Source organism: Paenibacillus sp. J2L1-98 (genome assembly GCF_056269405.1).
This window is the reverse complement of sequence record NZ_JBWDNW010000026.1, coordinates 61,714-78,529: the sequence shown is the minus strand read 5'-3', so window position 1 is coordinate 78,529 and position 16,816 is coordinate 61,714. Positions and strand designations below refer to the sequence as shown.

Sequence of the window (16,816 nt, the reverse complement as noted above, 5' to 3'; positions counted from 1 at the left end):
ACGCCGCCAGCGTTCGTCCTGAGCCAGGATCAAACTCTCCAAATTGGTGTTTGACTTGCTCATTACTTGTTATCGCTTTTTCGCTTATCCCGAAGGATTTGCGAGGCAGTTTCACTCGTTGTTCAGTTTTCAAAGAACAATCTTTTCTTTCGTGTCGGCCGTGTGTCTCGTTGGCGACCTAGATAATATATCATGTATGACTATATGATTGCAAGTACTTTTTTATAAAATTATTCAAAAGTTTTTGATAAACACCTGCGCCTTGTTTTTACTTGATAAAGCTCAACATATTCAGGCCTATTTATTGAAGCAAAATATAAAAAAACGGGCTCTGCGTATACGCAAGCCCGTTAATCTACTACATATTAATATTGTTTTGTTGCTGTATATTTCGCTGCATCTTTGATAAGCTCAAACTTCTTCTTGCTCTTCTTCAAACCAGCATCGACAGTCGTATCAATCGTAACCCATCTGCCATCCAAGTAAACCTCGTTCCAAGCATGGTAAATATCTACATAAGTCGATTTCCCCATAACTAGTTTAGTAGGAATATCCAAGCTCCGAAGCATTCCGGCAAACAAGGATGCATAGCCGTAGCAAATGTCTTTCTTCGTTTTGAATGTGCGGTCGATATTAGGCAGGTAGTCCACCGATAGATTAGCCGCTAGTTGATTATCGTAATTAATGTTAGTAATGATGTAATCATAGATCGCTTTTACTTTCTCGTTATCCGTCTTTTTGTTTTTCGTTAATTCCTTTGCTTTGATGATTGCACTGCTCGTTCTTGTCCATTCGATATTCTGAATCGAATTCAAATAAACGACTTTGCTATCTTTCAAGCTGAGCATTATTGTTTCTTTCTTAACCAGTTTGTATTTGCTGCCTGCCGTATTCTCAAGCACCGAGATTGTATATTCACCGTTCCCGAGCTGCAACGGGAACTTCTCCCCCGTTTTCCCAGCAGTCAGGTTATACGTGTATTTGGTCTGGCCTTTCGCAATCATAAGCTTTGTTTTAACCTTGGCATTCACTGTGTACTGTACGGCGATAACGCCTTTATCGAGGTTGCTCGTACTTAACCAAGCAGCTGTACCGGCATCGCTTGCTTGCGCTGCAGTGACATTGAATGATGCAAAAAGAACAAAAGCCGCGATTAACCATATAAGTATATGAATGAAAAAAACTCCCTTCGGCAGCTGGCTGCCATCCTTCGGAAGGCCCTCTAGCTTTGCGTCCCTACCTTTCGATAGGTTTGCCGTTATCGTGTGAAGCTTTAAAGAGCTCCATACTCGCATATAAACAAAAAAAAGCTTGTCCATTCGGTAACTGGCTGCCATCCTTCGGAAGGCCCTTTAGCTTTGCGTCCCTACCTTTCGACAGGTTTGCCGTTATCGCGTTTCACTTTATTGCCCCATTTTAACATATGATGCTGTCAATTCAATAGAGACTGTGAAAAAATAAGCATATTTTGACAGATTTTAAGGTTTGGTGCTGCAAATGCTCGATTTTAGACAGGCAGAACCGGTTTCACCATACTTTTACATAAAAAAAGGATTATTTTAATATGCCTTCTTATATAAATAAAAAGAACCGCTGGCAGCTAATAGCCAAACGGTTCTGTTATTTCAAGCTTATTCGGCGGAGCGTTGATCTCTCATATGCGGGAACAACAGTACGTCGCGGATCGAAGGCGCATCCGTAAGAAGCATGATCAACCGGTCGATACCGATTCCGAGCCCGCCCGTTGGCGGCATGCCGTATTCTAGAGCGCGGATGAAGTCTTCATCCATTTCATGCGCCTCATCGTTTCCATGCTCACGTTCAACAAGCTGTGACTCGAAACGCTCACGTTGGTCGATCGGATCATTCAGCTCGGTAAAGGCGTTGGCATGCTCGCGCGCTACGATAAATAGCTCGAAACGATCCGTGAAACGCGGATCTGCTTCGCTCTTCTTAGCAAGCGGCGAAATCGCAACAGGGTGTCCGGTTACGAACGTCGGCTGAATAAGCGTGTGCTCGCCGAACTGCTCGAAGAAAGCGTTCAGAATGTGGCCGAATGTCATATGCGGATCGACGGCAACATTGTGCTCTTTCGCCAAACGATGTGCTTCCTCATCACTCATCTCCACGCCGAAATCAACGCCCGTCGTTTCTTTGACCAGCTCGACCATGGAAACTCGGCGCCACTGAGGAGTCAGATCAATTTCTTGGCCTTGGTAGGTAATTTTAGTTGTGCCTAGAACTTCTTGCGCGATATGCGCGATGACATTTTCAGTCAAAGCCATAATATCCTTGTAATCGGCATAGGCCTCATACAGCTCAATCATTGTAAATTCCGGATTGTGGCGTGTCGAAATTCCTTCATTCCGGTATACGCGGCCAATTTCATAAACTTTCTCCAATCCGCCCACAATCAACCGTTTCAAATGAAGCTCGATAGCAATACGCATATAGAGCTGCATATCTAGTGCATTATGATGCGTTTCGAATGGACGCGCCGCCGCGCCGCCCGCGATAGAATGCAGAGTTGGCGTCTCTACTTCCAGGTAGCCGCGTGAATCCAAATAACGGCGCATGGATTGGATAATTTTCGACCTGGTAATAAAGGTTTGTTGTACATCTGGATTCACGATAAGATCAACGTAGCGCTGACGGTAGCGAAGCTCTACATCCTTCAAACCATGATATTTATCGGGCAATGGAAGAAGTGATTTGGTCAACACTTCGATATCATGCGCTTTGACCGATACTTCACCTGTATTCGTCTTGAATACAACGCCATGCACACCGACAATATCACCGATATCGAGTAAATCGAATGCAGCGAATTTATGCGCTTCAACGGTGTCTTTACGAACATAAATTTGAACCTTGCCGCTCAAATCCTGAATGGTAGCGAAGCCTGCTTTACCCATGCCTCGCTTCTGCATAATACGGCCTGCAATGCTGACCTTAACAGCTTGTCCTTCCAACTCTTCTTTACTAATTGATTCGTAGGCTTGTACGATAGCTTTGGCGTTATGCGTGCGTTCGAATTTACGTCCGAATGGATCGACACCCAGCCCTCTAAGCTCATCCAACTTGTCCCTACGAATTTGCAAAAGCTCGCTTAGCTCCTGCTCATTGTTTTCATGTTCCACTTCTTTCATCTCCTTGATCGTTCGGCAAGCGTAAACGGCTGTCGCCGGATTGTTGCGGTAAAAGATAAGCCATGTAGAATTAAAATATAATCGTTCTTATATTTTAAACGTTCAAAAAGCTTCCTACAAGGAAGCTTTCCGATCCGCACATAGCAAACCTATTTTTTAATATCGAGAATTTTGTACTGAATGATGCCCACTGGTACGCTTACTTCAACGATTGTGCCTTTTTTCTTGCCCAAAATCGCCTTGCCAACAGGGCTTTCATTCGAAATCTTATTTTGCAAAGGATCAGCTTCCGCTGTGCCTACAATGGAATATTCCATTGTATCGCCATATTCCATATCTTCAACCGTTACAATCGAACCGATGCTGACGGTATCAATATCAATATCATCATTATTTATAATACGCGCGTTGCGCAGCATTTTCTCAAGGGTAATGACGCGGCCTTCGATAAATGCTTGCTCATTCTTCGCATCCTCGTACTCCGAGTTCTCGCTTATATCACCATAGCCAATTGCCACTTTAATACGCTCGGCAACTTCACGACGCTTAACCGACTTTAGGTTCTCTAATTCATCTTCGAGCTTTCGCAGCCCTTCTTGAGTCAGAATGATTTGCTTATCGTTCATCTTTCCGATTCTCCTGTCATGTGACTAATTTTTCATACCTTGTATGAATTCACTGATACCTAATATATTACGCTTCTTGATCATCATACCTACTGTTATTGAAGCGCTCTTGATGTGTTCTATAGATTATATTGCACGATTATATTGCAAAGTTACCCTGGATGTCAATCAAAGCCAACCGCCCCATTGAAACCGTTTCATTTCTGGTAATTGAAGCAGTAGCCGCTTGTTAGCGGCTATTGTCGAATGGTGTCGGTTGCTGCGAAACGAGGTAAAATGCATAACCGATCTATTTGAAATTTAGTGTACGACCTCTTCGGCAGAACTTGCGTCTCCGCCTTGGGTTGTCCTTGCAGGCTGGAATTCCGTATCCTCTTCAAGCGATCTTACGTAGTTCTCCAATATGGCTACCATCGGGTCGCGTCCGGTTTCTTCCATAATAACGTCCTTCACACGGGCACCGCCTGGAAGACCTTTCAAGTACCATGCCAAATGCTTACGCATCTCGCGTACCGCGACCGCCTCGTTCTTCAGTGCCACTAACCGATCGAGATGCAAAATGGCAACCTCTATTTTCTCGCGCGGTGTTGGATCGCTGAGCAGCTCGCCGTTCGTCAAATATTGAATCGTCCGGTAAAGCATCCAAGGGTTGCCCAGCGCACCGCGTCCAATCATGACGCCATCGCAGCCCGTATGATCAAGAAGGCGCTTAGCGTCCTCTGGAGAGAAAACGTCTCCATTCCCAATTACGGGAATCGATACCGCTTCCTTGACATCCTTTATAATGTCCCAATTGGCCTTGCCTGTATACAATTGCTCGCGTGTACGTCCATGCACGCTAACGGCTTTGCCGCCCGCGCGCTCAACAGCACGTGCATTCTCGACCGCATAAACATGCTCGGAATCCCAGCCAATGCGCATTTTCACCGTTACAGGCTTCTGTACGGCATCGACAACTGCCGAGACCATCTCATAGATCTTATTAGGGTCCAGCAGCCAACGGGCACCTGCATCGCACTTTGTTACCTTCGGCACTGGACAGCCCATATTAATATCAATAATATCCGCATTCGTTTGTTGATCGACGACCTTGGCCGCTTCGACAAGCGACTCCCGGTCACCGCCAAAAATTTGCAGGCTAAGCGGTTTCTCCCGCTCGTCGACGAACAGCATCTCCAGCGTCCGTTTATTTCCGTGCAGAATCGCCTTGTCGCTAACCATCTCCGCGCATACAAGACCTGTTCCGAATTCCTTGGCAATTAATCGAAAAGCCGGGTTGCACACGCCTGCCATCGGCGCTAGCACCACTCTGTTCTTCATCTCGATGTCTCCGATTTTCAGCATGTCGCTCCTTGCTCCTCTTCTAATTGTTTATTGTACATATATCGTAGCATACGAATCATTATTCACGATCGTCAGCCGTTAATTCCTCGTAGCTGATTCCTAACGTTTTGGCAATATGGCTTAGCAGTTTCGGATCTGTCTTTCTCGTTCCGCGCTCCAATGAGCCGAGAACAGCTACCGACACGCCAAGCTCCTTGGCCAGCTCCTGCTGAGTATAGCCCTTCAGCTTTCGAAAGGCTCTGACGCGCTGCGCCAATTGATTGTTTTCCATAACGTGATGCCTTCCTTTCCATCCAGAAGCGCCGCGTTAGACGCTGAACTTACCTCGGTCTGCAGCGGGTGTGATTGATCGATAACATCATGCAGCGGGACAAGCACGAACGCCCGCTCCATCATGCGCGGATGCGGCAATATCAGTTCCTCTTGATCCATTCTGACATTATCATATAGGAGAAGATCGAGGTCAATGGTTCTCGGTCCCCAACGTACCTGTCGGACTCTCCCTAGTTGCTGCTCGAAAGCAAGCAGCTGCCGCAGCAACATTAACGGCGGAAGCGACGTTCGCACAGCTAATGCCATATTGAGAAATGGCGGTTGCTCCGTATAGCCTACCGGATCCGTCTCATACATGCCTGAAACTTTGATTACTTCGATTTCCGGGTACTCGTCGATGAGATTAATCGCCGTTAGCAGCAATTGCTCGCGATTGCCCATGTTAGAGCCCAATGCGATGTAAGCCACTGCTTGTGATCCGTCACGCGGGAATTGTTCGTCCATCAGCGTCCCGCTTTCTGCGCAGCTCTACCGTTACTCCGTCAAAATGAATATCGAACGGCGGATGCGGCTTTGTTACTCGTACCGTTACTTCGTTTACCATAGTATAAGCTTCCAATACCTGTGATGCAATGTGACCCGTTAAAGCTTCTATCAGCTTAAATGGAGGACCTTCTACGATCGTTTTGGCAAGCGCGTGGATTTCCGCATAATTAACCGTGCAGTTCAAATCATCCGTTTGCGCCGCCTGCTCCAAATCCATCTTCAGCTCAATATCGACATAATATTGCTGACCCAGCTTGTTTTCTTCGGGAAAGACGCCGTGATAGCCGTAAAACCTCATCCCTTTAACCATCATGTTATCCATTATTATCCTTCTCCTAACGATGCAGCGTATCTAAAATCAAATTCCATCCTTGTGCCGCGCGGTTTCCGCTGCGAAATAAGCACTCAGCAGCAAGGTTAGCTGCGATATAGGATTGCATCCATCATAAGCGCGGTCCGTTTGATCGCGCGTACATCATGTATCCGCATAATTTGACAGCCATGCGCGATGCCGAGGGCGACGGTCGCAGCCGTCCCCTCTACGAGTTCTTCTACAGGCAGATTCAGCGTCTGCTTGATGAACCGCTTGCGCGATGTGCCGAGAAGCACCGGATAGCCGAGCGCCGTTAGGTCCGATAGACGACCGAGCAGCTCGAGATTGTCTTCACGGGTTTTGGCGAAGCCGATGCCGGGATCCAGCCATATCAGCTCTTCGGCGATGCCGGCTGTACGGGCTATGCTGACGCTGCTTTGCAGATCAGCGAGCACATCCGGGACGAGGTCGTTATAGTCCCGTTCGTGGCGGTTATGGTTGATAATGACCGGACAGCCGTACTCAGCTGCAACCGCTGCCATATTGGGGTCGCCCTTAAGACCCCAAATGTCATTGATGATGTGAGCGCCTGCTTCCAGCGCTTGGCGTGCAGTCTCCGCTTTGTACGTATCGATCGAGAGCGGAATGTGCGGCAAGGCTTCACGTACCGCATGAATAACGGGGAGAATGCGCCGCAGCTCCTCTTTGACTTCCACAGGCTCAAAGCCGGGACGGGTCGACTCGCCGCCAATATCGAGAATATCAGCGCCATCCTCCACCATCGCTTTTGCGTGAGCAACGGCTGCATCTACATTCGTATAACGCCCGCCATCGGAGAAAGAGTCGGGAGTAGCGTTCAAAATACCCATTATTAACGTGCGGCGGCCTAGCTCCAAATTCGCTCCGCCGCTAAGTTTATATGCTCTTTGATGGAAACTTGGTTGTTGATCCACTGTTAGCTCGCCATCCTTCTTCGAATTGTTTCATTGTTACAGCCGCAGCTGGTAGATAAGCTCCATATTCTAGTCAGCTGTCGTCGTTTGTCTGTATAACGTCAGTAATTGTCTAGTCACCGCTCCAGCTTCACCGTCACCGATCATTGCGCTCTGTCCGCTTGCATCGGATAAAGTCGTTACAGGAACGAGCTCCTGAATAGAATTGGTAAGCCAAATCTCATCAGCCGCTTGCAGCTGTTCCCAGCCGTAATACCCTTCTTCTGTCTGATAGCCCGCCCCCCTCGCCAGCTCAAGCACCCGCTCGCGGGTAATACCCGGTAATATTCCGGTAGCAATATCAGGAGTGTAAACCACGTTATCCTTCGTAAAAAATAAATTGCTGACAATTCCCTCAGCCAGCCAGCCTTCACGGCTAAGCATAAGCCCCTCGGCGCTTGGGGAAGCGCCGCTTGCGAGCAGCTCCCGCTTTGCAATAATATTGTTCATATAATGGAGAGACTTAAAGCGGACATCGCCTTCCGGCGTATTCCTCCGCGTCTGCAAAAGACGCAGCTCCCGTCCGCGCATATGAACCGCATCATTAACTGTAGGCAGGGCCTTCACGAGCATTAACACATTCGGCTGATCATAATCGCCGGTCGGCAAGCCCAGCTCAGCTTCCCCTGCACTAACGGTCATGCGCACATAACCATCCTTAAGCCCGTTCACCTCAAGAAGCTCGTTTACCCAGCTCCTTATTAGTCCGGAATCGGCATAATACCGGATGCCAAGCTGCTCACAGCCCATCCGCAACCGATTCAAATGCCTATCTAATAAATATGGCCTGCCTTCGTACGTGCGAAAGGTTTCAAACAACCCCATCCCGTACAAAAAACCGTGATCATAAACTGAGATCACGGCTTCGTTCGCTTCCAAAACGGAGCCGTTCAGTCCGATTTTCATCGTGCTGATCCTGTCCGATTTTGCAAGAAATTACGAAGCATCGTCAATCCATGCTCCGTTATAATCGATTCAGGGTGGAACTGCACCCCTTCAATCGGATACTCCTTATGACGCAGAGCCATAATTTCTCCCTCTTCCGTCTCTGCTGTAATTTCCAAGCAATCGGGCAGCGTTTCACGGCGCACGATGAGAGAATGATAGCGTGTAGCCGTAAATGGGGACGGCATACCTGCAAATATCGATTTTTCATTATGATGAATCGCGGACGTTTTGCCATGCATCAGCTTCTCCGCACGCACAACTTCGCCTCCAAAAGCTTGTCCGATTGATTGGTGGCCTAGGCAAACGCCAAAAATCGGAATTTTACCTTTGAAATGCTCAATAAGCGACAGGCTGATACCCGCTTCATTCGGCGAGCAAGGGCCTGGCGATATCAATATATGATCCGGCGCTAAAGCCTCTATCCCAGCCAAATCGATCTCGTCATTGCGCTTTACGATAATCTCTTCTCCAAGCTCACCCAAATACTGAACTAAATTGTACGTAAAAGAATCATAATTATCGATTACCAGTATCATGTTAAGGCTCCTCCTTTATCCGATTCCACTTCCTGATCGTGTGCCGCAAACCGTTCGCTGTACTGAATCGCCTTCCATAGCGCCTTCGCCTTGTTTAACGATTCCTTAAATTCGCGCTCCGGCTCAGAATCGATTACGATACCCGCTCCGACTTGAATATGAACAATCCCGTCCTGCAGCGTCATTGTTCTAATAATTATATTAAATTCCATATCGCCATTGTAGTCAATCCATCCAAGCGATCCTGTATAGGGACCTCGGCGTGTCGGTTCGAGCTCTTCTATAATTTCCATCGTGCGGATTTTCGGCGCGCCGGTAATCGTACCACCTGGAAAAGTTGCCGAAATGACGTCGTAAGCATCCTTGCCGCTTGCTAATTGTCCCTCCACCTGAGAGACGAGATGCATGACATGCGAATACTGTTCAATGACCATAAGCTCTTCGACTTTAACCGTACCATAAGCAGAAATACGTCCGAGATCGTTCCGTTCCAGATCGACAAGCATAATATGCTCGGCCCGTTCCTTCTCATTCGAGAGAAGTTCATCGGCCAGCCGCAGATCTTCCTCTTCCGTTCTTCCCCGCCGCCGTGTACCCGCAATAGGTCTCGTAGCAAGCTTGCTCTCGCGAAGCTCAACCAGCAGCTCCGGCGATGCCGATACAAGCTGAAAGTCGGGACAGCGCAGAAAGCCCATATACGGTGACGGATTAACCAGTCGTAACCATTCATAAAGCTCTTCCGGCGAGGTCGCAACCGCCTTGCTTTGCCGTACCGATAAATTAACTTGAAATACATCGCCTTGCTCAATATAACGCTGTATACTGCGGACGGCCTCCATATACGCTTCCTTCGAGAACGGCGAAGTGATACCGGAGAGAGACTCAACGTCGATTTGCAGCAAGTCGTCTTCCATTAATCGCTGCCGCTCTGTTCGAAGCGATGCCGCCTTCTCCTTGGCGCGTTCCTCGTCAAACCAGGTTAACCAATAATCGGTCATCCCTTCCGCTCTGGACAACGCTCGCTCATAGGCAGCGCTCAGCTCTTCTTCATCCGCATCAAGGTCAACCTTCGTATGGACGGCGCAATACACCTTCGACTGCACATGGTCGATTATCCAAAGCTCGTTCATTTGCATGAACAAGTAATCTGGAATGTCCCGATCGTCCTCGGCAAGCGTCGGCAGCCGTTCAATTGAACGTATAATATCGTATCCCCAAAATCCGACACAGCCGCCTATCCACTTAGGCCCATCCGCAATCCTTGGACCAAGCTGCCCGCTCATCCACTCCCTCACAACCTCGAGCGGCTTTCCTTCCCACCGGCGTTTGCTTTGCTCTTCCAGCGATTGAAATTGTACCGACTCGGCAGACATGCCTTTACCGCGTATCACGCCGTCAGGGTGTAAGCCCAAATAAGTAAAACGCCCATCCTTGCCACTCTCTAGTACAAAAGCATAGGGCGAAGCATCCTGCCATACCTCTTCCCATGAAGAGACGCCAGCCCGATTCTCGAGCTGAAAGGGCAATTGCTTGAGTAGCGGCAGCATTGTATATTTCCGTTCGGCGTGCCACCGATTCCACTGCTCCATTGCGGTGACCATCACCCTCAACCTCCGATTACTTGACTTATTTTGCTCAGTATACAGAATAGCGGAGTAAAAAGAAAGCCTTCCATTCCGAGGAATGAAAGGCTGTCCGGTATGGAAGTGAAAATTAGTTTTCGAAGTTGAAAAGCGGTGTCGAAAGGTAACGCTCGCCATTGCTTGGAACAATCGCAACAACACGCTTGCCTTCGCCAAGCTCTTTCGCAACTTGAAGCGCCGCGAAGATCGCTGCGCCAGAAGAAATACCGCAAAGAATGCCTTCTTCTTTCGCTGCGCGACGAGCGTATTCGAACGCATCTTCGTTCTCAATTGTAATAACAGCGTCATAAACATCGCGGTTCAAAATGTCCGGTACAAAGTTAGCGCCGATACCTTGAATTTTGTGAGCGCCTGGTTTGCCTCCGGAAAGAATCGGCGAAGCAGCAGGCTCAACTGCATAAATTTTGATGCCGTCGAAGTTTTTCTTAAGCACTTCACCGGCACCTGTAATTGTACCGCCAGTACCGATACCAGCAACGAATGCATCCAATTTACCGTCAAGAGAATTGATCGCTTCAACGATTTCCGGGCCAGTCGTCTCGCGGTGAATTTTCACGTTTGCTTGGTTTTTGAATTGTTGCGGCAAGAAGTAGTTAGGATTCTCGGCTGCAAGCTCTTCAGCTTTGCGAACCGCACCGTTCATACCTTCGGAGCCTGGTGTCAATACAAGCTCTGCACCGTAAGCGCGAAGCAGGTTGCGGCGCTCAATACTCATTGTTTCAGGCATTACAAGAATAGCCTTGTAGCCTTTAGCTGCCGCTACGAGTGCTAGTCCGATTCCTGTATTGCCGCTAGTCGGCTCTATGATTGTATCGCCTGGTTTAATGATTCCTTCTTGCTCCGCTACCTCAACCATGCTGATTGCGATACGGTCTTTTACGCTTGCACCCGGATTTTGGTATTCAAGCTTTACATATACTTCTGCACTGCCTTCAGGCACGAGACGATTCAAACGAACAAGCGGTGTATCACCGATAAGATCTAGAACGCTTTGCACAATTTTGGCCATGGAAATAACTGCCTCCTTATTCCGACTAATTCAGTTGGTATTTTCACTAATTCCATCTTATCAATGTCTTGCATCCGTTGTCAATAGTGACTTTCTCACTCCGATGAAAACGCATCCCGGTTGATGCTATTCCAGTTTCACAGCTTCATACTTGTCCAACAGTTCATCTTCCATTTCCGTCAACGATTCAGCACGCTCCAGCGCCAGCTGTTTGCGTACCGAATCATGCAGCAGACGCCCTGTCAAATTCGTTGTCATTTGGCGTTCGATGAGACGGATAACCGCATAGCCTCCGTCAACCTCAATCGGACCAGCCATTTCGGCAACCTGCAACCGGCTAGCCGTATCCAGCATTTCGCGGTTGTAGAACGGGTCATCTGAATCGATTAAGCCTAAGTCGCCGCCTGAATCTGCCGTGAAGGAATCAATGGAGTACGTTCGCGCCAGCACGGCAAAGTCCTCACCGTCCGTCAACTGAGCAAGTACCGCGTTCGCTTCCTTCAACGTTTCCGTCTTAATCCATTGCAGATGCAGCTGCATTCGCGGTTCAAACTCCTCGGGGTGATCCGCGATGTAAGTTTCGACTTCTTCATCGGAGACATTAATGCTGCGGGTGACGATTTTCTCCAGCAGCAAGCGGTAGCGCAGGTCTTCCAGCACCTGCTCCTTGGTCATGCCTAGCTGCTCCTTCATGACTTCATAGAAGCGCGTCTCGCTGTCATAGCCTTCAACCATTTTTTCCAGCTCTCTGCTCTGCTCTTCAGCCGATACGCTAAGCCCGCTAGCTTCTGCTTCTAAATCAATCGCTTTATGCACCATTAGCGTGCGCAGAACAGCTTCCCCATATTGCTTATGAAGCTCCTCTTCCAGGTCGGCTAACGCGATTTCTTCCGCGCCTACTTTAGCGATAATTCGCCGCTGATCCGTTTGACCCGGGGAATCCACGACCGGCGTTTGGCCAGGCTTGCTCGGATTCACATTCTCTTCACCGCTGCCTACGTTCGTTAGAGGCCTTTTATCCAGCTGTTGATCGTCCCCAGGCCACACCTTCACAACTACGACTACCGTTAACACAACCATACATACGGCTTGAAGGATGACAACGGCCCTCAGCACCTCGTATTTCCTCATTACCCTAATGCCTCCGATTTATTGGATCGGCTTCGGTTTCGCTTGTTCAAGCAGCAGCTCCAGCTGTGCCCGTTCAAATGTATACGCTTCGTTGCAAAATTGGCAAACGACTTCCGCTTTTCCGTCTTCTTCAATAATTTGTTTCAGCTCATTTTCGCCTAAACTGAGAAGCGTTTGTTCTACGCGTTCCGCAGAACAGAAGCATTGGAATTTCAAGTCTAACGTATCGTGAATTTGAAGATCACTGTCGCCAACAATCAAGCGAAGCAGCCCCTCAGGCGTTTCCCCTTGATCCAGCAGCGCCGTTACTGGCGGCATCGAGCCGACTGCTTGCTCCAGCCTTGTAATTTCCTCATCTGTAAGTCCGGGCATTAGCTGAACGATAAATCCGCCCGCATGCAGCACTGAATTATCTGTATCCACTAATACGCCAAGGCCTACAGCTGAAGGCGTCTGCTCCGAAACCGCGAAATAGTAGGTAAAATCCTCGCCGAGCTCGCCCGAAATAATTGGAATGCTGCCGCGGTAGGGCTCCTTCATTCCTAAGTCCTTCGTAATATGAAGATGTCCGCTGCGCCCGACCGCTCCGGCTACGTCAAGCTTGCCTTGCGCGTTGCTTGCCAAATGGACATGCGGATGATCGACATAGCCGCGCACCTCGCCGTCCGCATTTGCATCGACGACGATCTGGCCGATTGGGCCATCGCCCTTTACCTGAATCGTCAGCTTTTCTTGCCCCTTCAGCATGGCGCCCATGATGGCTCCAGCTGTCAACGTGCGGCCTAAAGCGGCTGTAGCCGTTGGATAGGTGCCATGCCGCTGTCGAAGCTCCTCGACAAGCTGAGTTGTGCGAGCCGCGAAAACTCGAATTTTGCCGTTCCATGCCGTACCTCGCACCAACACGTCCTTCAGCTGATTTTCCATCATAATCCCTCCTGATTGCGTTCATATATGATTCTTAAACCTTCAAGAGTCAGAAGCGGATCTACCTCTTCTATCGTTTCCGATTCGGCAGCGATTAACTCAGCCAAGCCCCCGGTCGCGATAACGCGCGGCGAGACATTGAATTCCGCGCGGATACGCTTTACAATACCGTCCACTTGCCCAGCGTATCCAAAAATAATTCCCGCCTGCATCGACGTCACCGGATTGCGGCCGATCACGCTCTTCGGCTTCACCAGCTCAATACGCGGAAGCTTAGCGGCACGCTGATAAAGCGCCTCGGTAGAAATACCGATCCCCGGTACAATTGCTCCGCCCAAGTAGTTGCTGCCTTCATCTATGTAGTCAAAAGTCGTAGCCGTTCCAAAATCAACGACAATAAGCGGAGAACCGTATTTCACGATGCCTGCCACCGAATTCACGATGCGGTCGGCTCCTACTTCACGCGGATTTTCATAGCGGATGTTCAGCCCGGTTTTTACGCCAGGCCCCACGACAAGCGGGATTTTGCGCAAATATTTTAGGCATAGCTGCTCTAACGTCCGCATCAAAGGAGGCACCACCGAAGAAATAATGACACCGTCCATCTGCTCAAGCTTCACGCCCGCGTAATGAAACAGATTATGAATGTTAATTCCGTATTCATCTACTGTCGCCGAACGATTCGTGCTTAGCCGCCAATGATGCAATAGTTCTTTCCCTTTGTATATGCCAAGCACAATGTTCGTATTCCCGACATCAATGACGAGGATCAAAGCGGTTCCCCACCTTTCTTCGCATTCAAATCCAGGCTAATATCAAGCGCATGGAATGAATAAGTCAATCCGCCTACGGAAATGACGTCAACGCCGCAAGCCGCAATGCCATTTACGGTCTCCAAAGAAACGCCTCCCGACGCCTCCACGATCACATGCGGAGATACCGCTTTGATGCGGGCTACAGCTTCCTTCATCATAGCAGGAGCCATATTGTCCAGCATAATGATATCGGCTCCGCAAGCAAGCGCCTCATCCACCTGCTCCAGCGATTCAGTCTCTACTTCAATTTTCATCGTATGCGGAATTTTGCGGCGTGCAGCTTCGACCGCCGCACGAATGCCGCCGGAGCCTTTAATATGATTATCCTTAATCATGACCGCATCATACAAGCCGAACCGGTGATTAGCTCCGCCGCCCACACGTACCGCATACTTCTCCAACATCCGGTGTCCCGGCGTTGTTTTGCGCGTATCCACCAGCCGAACCGGCAGCCCCTCAAGCGCATTGACGAAAGCGCGCGTCTTGGTAGCAATGCCTGACAGCCTTTGCATTAAGTTAAGCGCAAGTCGCTCGCCAATTAGCAGGCTATGCGTACTGCCTTCTACTGTGGCAAGCACCGTACCTTTATCTACATATTCGCCGTCCTGCACCTTTGCTTCGAACACAAGCGACGAATCCACAACCTCAAACACGAGCCTGGCGATCGGAAGCCCTGCAATAATGCCGCTTTCCTTCACATGAATAACCGCTTTCGACCGCGAATCTCTAGGGATCGTCGTCTCAGTTGTAATATCCCCGCTGCCCACATCTTCTGCGAGCCAGCCGCGAATTTGCTCGCGTACTGCAACATCATATCCGCCTGCCGTCCATTCAAACATCCTCTATTCGCTCCTCCGTCAGTCCATATAGACGGTGCAACACCGTATGCTTTCTCCACATCACATCGTCGCGTACCGGAAAATCCTCCCGGTAATGCGCACCGCGGCTTTCCTCCCGCGATAGCGCCGCTTCCGTGGTCAGCATCGCGCAGGTTAGCAAATTAGCAAACTCATACTCTTCGCGCTCGGTCAGAATCGATTGATAAATCGGCAGCTGCCGCTTCAACTCCTCAAGCCCCTTCTCGAGCCCCTTCGCATCACGGCGCAAGCCTGCATAGCGCACCATAATTTTTTGCAGCTTAAGCCTTCTTTCCACGACAGCCTGAATCGGCGTGCTGCTGCGCTCTGATTCATTATCAATAACAGGATCAACCGAATTGCCCGGAAGCTCGTCAATACGCTTCACGATTCTTCTGCCGAATACGATCGCTTCGGAAAGCGAGTTGCTTGCAAGCCGGTTAGCACCATGCACACCTGTCGAGGATACCTCGCCGCAAGCAAACAAACGCTTAATATTCGTTTCCCCATTTAAGTCGGTTTTCACTCCGCCCATCATATAATGCATAGCGGGAGCTACCGGAATCCAGTCTGATGTTAAGTCAAGACCGTATCTTAAGCAATATTCATAAATCGTTGGAAAACGATGCTTCACCATTTCTGCCGATTCATGCGTAATATCAATATAAACGAAGGTCGACTTTGTTTCTTCCATTTCACTGACGATTGCCCGTGCCACGACATCCCTAGGCGCCAGCTCCAGCTGTTCATGGTAACGATCCATGAAGCGCTCGCCTTTAATATTGCGAAGATAAGCGCCCTCTCCGCGCACAGCTTCTGAAATAAGAAATCTCGGTGCACCGGGGTAGCAAAGCGAGGTTGGATGGAATTGGATAAACTCCACATCCTGAATGTAGGCGCCCGCACGGTAAGCCATCGCAATCCCGTCTCCTGTTGCAACCTCAGGATTTGTAGTATAGCGATACAGCTGTCCAGCTCCGCCTGAGCTCAAAATGACCGCTTTGCCTTTGACGAACAAGCGTTGCCCACTCGGCCTTTGTACGATTGCGCCGCAGCATACGCCATCCTGCGTAACCAGATCGATAACGAAATGGTCATCCCAAACTTCAATTTTCGGATTAGCAACCGCATTTTCCGATAAAGCCCGAACGATCTCAAAACCGGTAGCATCGCCGTTAGCATGCAAAATACGCCGTTGGCTGTGCGCGCCTTCCTTCGTGAGCGCAAATTCGCCATTCTCCAAATCGAATTGCGTACCCATCTGGATTAAGCTGCGAACGCCCTTCGGCCCTTCATGCACGAGTACATCAACCGCTTCTTTCGAGCACAAGCCGGCGCCCGCTACGAGCGTATCATCCCTATGGTAAGCAGGAGAATCCTCGTCCGATATAACGGCAGCGATACCGCCTTGAGCATAGCGCGTATTGCTGTCGAGCAGCGACTTTTTAGTAATCATAAGAACGGAATTATTTTCGCTTGCCCGTATAGCGGTAAAAAGACCGGCAATGCCGGCCCCGATTACAATGACGTCTTTTTCAATAACAGGCAGCTCACTTAGCTGCACATCGACTAAATATCTGGGAATCATTATGGCTCCTCCAAGCGTAAACGGCAAAAGCCGTCCTTTGGCTGCGTTGCTTACGTTCCGAGTGAAATATAAGCATTCAAAATAAAGATGAAATAAATCAATTCTTATATTTCATATATAGG

General features: G+C 49.1%; 17 protein-coding genes and 2 riboswitches. All 17 genes read right to left on the bottom strand.

Annotation, left to right across the window (positions count from 1 at the left end; all coding sequences use genetic code 11):
• Positions 1 to 365 precede the first annotated feature (365 nt).
• The 17 genes from AC0YNZ_RS27480 to nadB all read right to left on the bottom strand — a co-directional run bounded on the left by AC0YNZ_RS27480 (position 366) and on the right by nadB (position 16,694).
• Positions 366 to 1,004, bottom strand: a complete 639-nt coding sequence (locus AC0YNZ_RS27480; protein WP_475829629.1) for a transglutaminase-like domain-containing protein — start codon at positions 1,002 to 1,004, stop codon at positions 366 to 368.
• 184 nt (positions 1,005 to 1,188) lie between these two features.
• Positions 1,189 to 1,267: riboswitch (cyclic di-GMP riboswitch) on the bottom strand.
• A 51-nt stretch (positions 1,268 to 1,318) separates the two neighbouring features.
• Positions 1,319 to 1,397: riboswitch (cyclic di-GMP riboswitch) on the bottom strand.
• A gap of 234 nt (positions 1,398 to 1,631) precedes the next feature.
• Positions 1,632 to 3,140 (bottom strand): lysine--tRNA ligase, encoded by a 1,509-nt coding sequence (gene lysS, locus AC0YNZ_RS27475; RefSeq protein WP_475829628.1) that lies wholly within the window; start codon positions 3,138 to 3,140, stop codon positions 1,632 to 1,634.
• 158 nt (positions 3,141 to 3,298) lie between these two features.
• Entirely contained in the window at positions 3,299 to 3,775 is a 477-nt protein-coding gene (gene greA / locus AC0YNZ_RS27470; protein ID WP_110773947.1) for a transcription elongation factor GreA, read from the bottom strand.
• A 300-nt stretch (positions 3,776 to 4,075) separates the two neighbouring features.
• Positions 4,076 to 5,119 carry a tRNA dihydrouridine synthase DusB gene (dusB, locus tag AC0YNZ_RS27465; RefSeq protein ID WP_475829627.1) on the bottom strand — a complete coding sequence of 348 codons (1,044 nt, stop codon included), beginning with the start codon at positions 5,117 to 5,119 and terminating at the stop codon, positions 4,076 to 4,078.
• Positions 5,120 to 5,177: 58 nt separating this feature from the next.
• Positions 5,178 to 5,390, bottom strand: coding sequence for a helix-turn-helix domain-containing protein (locus tag AC0YNZ_RS27460; RefSeq protein WP_475829626.1), 213 nt, complete (start codon positions 5,388 to 5,390; stop codon positions 5,178 to 5,180).
• Positions 5,342 to 5,896 (bottom strand): 2-amino-4-hydroxy-6-hydroxymethyldihydropteridine diphosphokinase, encoded by a 555-nt coding sequence (folK, locus tag AC0YNZ_RS27455; protein WP_475829625.1) that lies wholly within the window; start codon positions 5,894 to 5,896, stop codon positions 5,342 to 5,344. The genes AC0YNZ_RS27460 and folK overlap by 49 nt, the downstream gene beginning before the upstream one ends.
• Complete coding sequence (folB, locus tag AC0YNZ_RS27450; protein ID WP_475829624.1) at positions 5,874 to 6,260, bottom strand: dihydroneopterin aldolase; 387 nt, start codon at positions 6,258 to 6,260, stop codon at positions 5,874 to 5,876. The genes folK and folB overlap by 23 nt, the downstream gene beginning before the upstream one ends.
• 95 nt (positions 6,261 to 6,355) lie before the next feature.
• Positions 6,356 to 7,204, bottom strand: coding sequence for a dihydropteroate synthase (gene folP / locus AC0YNZ_RS27445; RefSeq protein ID WP_475829623.1), 849 nt, complete (start codon positions 7,202 to 7,204; stop codon positions 6,356 to 6,358).
• Between the two features lie 69 nt (positions 7,205 to 7,273).
• Positions 7,274 to 8,149, bottom strand: a complete 876-nt coding sequence (gene pabC, locus AC0YNZ_RS27440; RefSeq protein ID WP_475829622.1) for an aminodeoxychorismate lyase — start codon at positions 8,147 to 8,149, stop codon at positions 7,274 to 7,276.
• Complete coding sequence (gene pabA / locus AC0YNZ_RS27435) at positions 8,146 to 8,727, bottom strand: aminodeoxychorismate/anthranilate synthase component II (protein ID WP_110773940.1); 582 nt, start codon at positions 8,725 to 8,727, stop codon at positions 8,146 to 8,148. The genes pabC and pabA overlap by 4 nt, the downstream gene beginning before the upstream one ends.
• Positions 8,724 to 10,328, bottom strand: a complete 1,605-nt coding sequence (locus AC0YNZ_RS27430; RefSeq protein WP_475829621.1) for an anthranilate synthase component I family protein — start codon at positions 10,326 to 10,328, stop codon at positions 8,724 to 8,726. The genes pabA and AC0YNZ_RS27430 overlap by 4 nt, the downstream gene beginning before the upstream one ends.
• 112 nt (positions 10,329 to 10,440) lie before the next feature.
• Positions 10,441 to 11,379 (bottom strand): cysteine synthase A, encoded by a 939-nt coding sequence (cysK, locus tag AC0YNZ_RS27425; RefSeq protein WP_475829620.1) that lies wholly within the window; start codon positions 11,377 to 11,379, stop codon positions 10,441 to 10,443.
• A 126-nt stretch (positions 11,380 to 11,505) separates the two neighbouring features.
• Entirely contained in the window at positions 11,506 to 12,510 is a 1,005-nt protein-coding gene (locus tag AC0YNZ_RS27420) for a peptidylprolyl isomerase (protein WP_475829619.1), read from the bottom strand.
• A gap of 18 nt (positions 12,511 to 12,528) precedes the next feature.
• Positions 12,529 to 13,434, bottom strand: coding sequence for an Hsp33 family molecular chaperone HslO (hslO, locus tag AC0YNZ_RS27415; RefSeq protein ID WP_475829631.1), 906 nt, complete (start codon positions 13,432 to 13,434; stop codon positions 12,529 to 12,531).
• Entirely contained in the window at positions 13,434 to 14,207 is a 774-nt protein-coding gene (locus tag AC0YNZ_RS27410) for a type III pantothenate kinase (protein WP_475829618.1), read from the bottom strand. The genes hslO and AC0YNZ_RS27410 overlap by 1 nt, the downstream gene beginning before the upstream one ends.
• Entirely contained in the window at positions 14,204 to 15,088 is an 885-nt protein-coding gene (nadC, locus tag AC0YNZ_RS27405) for a carboxylating nicotinate-nucleotide diphosphorylase (protein WP_475829617.1), read from the bottom strand. The genes AC0YNZ_RS27410 and nadC overlap by 4 nt, the downstream gene beginning before the upstream one ends.
• Positions 15,081 to 16,694: an L-aspartate oxidase gene (gene nadB / locus AC0YNZ_RS27400; protein ID WP_475829616.1), complete on the bottom strand. Its 1,614-nt coding sequence runs from the start codon at positions 16,692 to 16,694 to the stop codon at positions 15,081 to 15,083. Before nadB ends, nadC begins: the two co-directional genes overlap by 8 nt.
• Positions 16,695 to 16,816 lie beyond the last annotated feature (122 nt).

Excerpts from the sequence above, each read along its gene's own strand:
- AC0YNZ_RS27480 (WP_475829629.1), bottom strand. The coding sequence starts at position 1,004 with ATGATTGCGAAAGGCCAGACCAAATACACGTATAACCTGACTGCTGGG.
- greA (WP_110773947.1), bottom strand. The coding sequence starts at position 3,775 with ATGAACGATAAGCAAATCATTCTGACTCAAGAAGGGCTGCGAAAGCTC.
- dusB (WP_475829627.1), bottom strand. The coding sequence starts at position 5,119 with ATGCTGAAAATCGGAGACATCGAGATGAAGAACAGAGTGGTGCTAGCG.
- AC0YNZ_RS27460 (WP_475829626.1), bottom strand. The coding sequence starts at position 5,390 with ATGGAAAACAATCAATTGGCGCAGCGCGTCAGAGCCTTTCGAAAGCTG.
- folK (WP_475829625.1), bottom strand. The coding sequence starts at position 5,896 with ATGGACGAACAATTCCCGCGTGACGGATCACAAGCAGTGGCTTACATC.
- folB (WP_475829624.1), bottom strand. The coding sequence starts at position 6,260 with ATGGATAACATGATGGTTAAAGGGATGAGGTTTTACGGCTATCACGGC.
- pabC (WP_475829622.1), bottom strand. The coding sequence starts at position 8,149 with ATGAAAATCGGACTGAACGGCTCCGTTTTGGAAGCGAACGAAGCCGTG.
- pabA (WP_110773940.1), bottom strand. The coding sequence starts at position 8,727 with ATGATACTGGTAATCGATAATTATGATTCTTTTACGTACAATTTAGTT.
- AC0YNZ_RS27430 (WP_475829621.1), bottom strand. The coding sequence starts at position 10,328 with ATGGTCACCGCAATGGAGCAGTGGAATCGGTGGCACGCCGAACGGAAA.
- cysK (WP_475829620.1), bottom strand. The coding sequence starts at position 11,379 with ATGGCCAAAATTGTGCAAAGCGTTCTAGATCTTATCGGTGATACACCG.
- AC0YNZ_RS27420 (WP_475829619.1), bottom strand. The coding sequence starts at position 12,510 with ATGAGGAAATACGAGGTGCTGAGGGCCGTTGTCATCCTTCAAGCCGTA.
- hslO (WP_475829631.1), bottom strand. The coding sequence starts at position 13,434 with ATGGAAAATCAGCTGAAGGACGTGTTGGTGCGAGGTACGGCATGGAAC.
- nadC (WP_475829617.1), bottom strand. The coding sequence starts at position 15,088 with ATGTTTGAATGGACGGCAGGCGGATATGATGTTGCAGTACGCGAGCAA.
- nadB (WP_475829616.1), bottom strand. The coding sequence starts at position 16,694 with ATGATTCCCAGATATTTAGTCGATGTGCAGCTAAGTGAGCTGCCTGTT.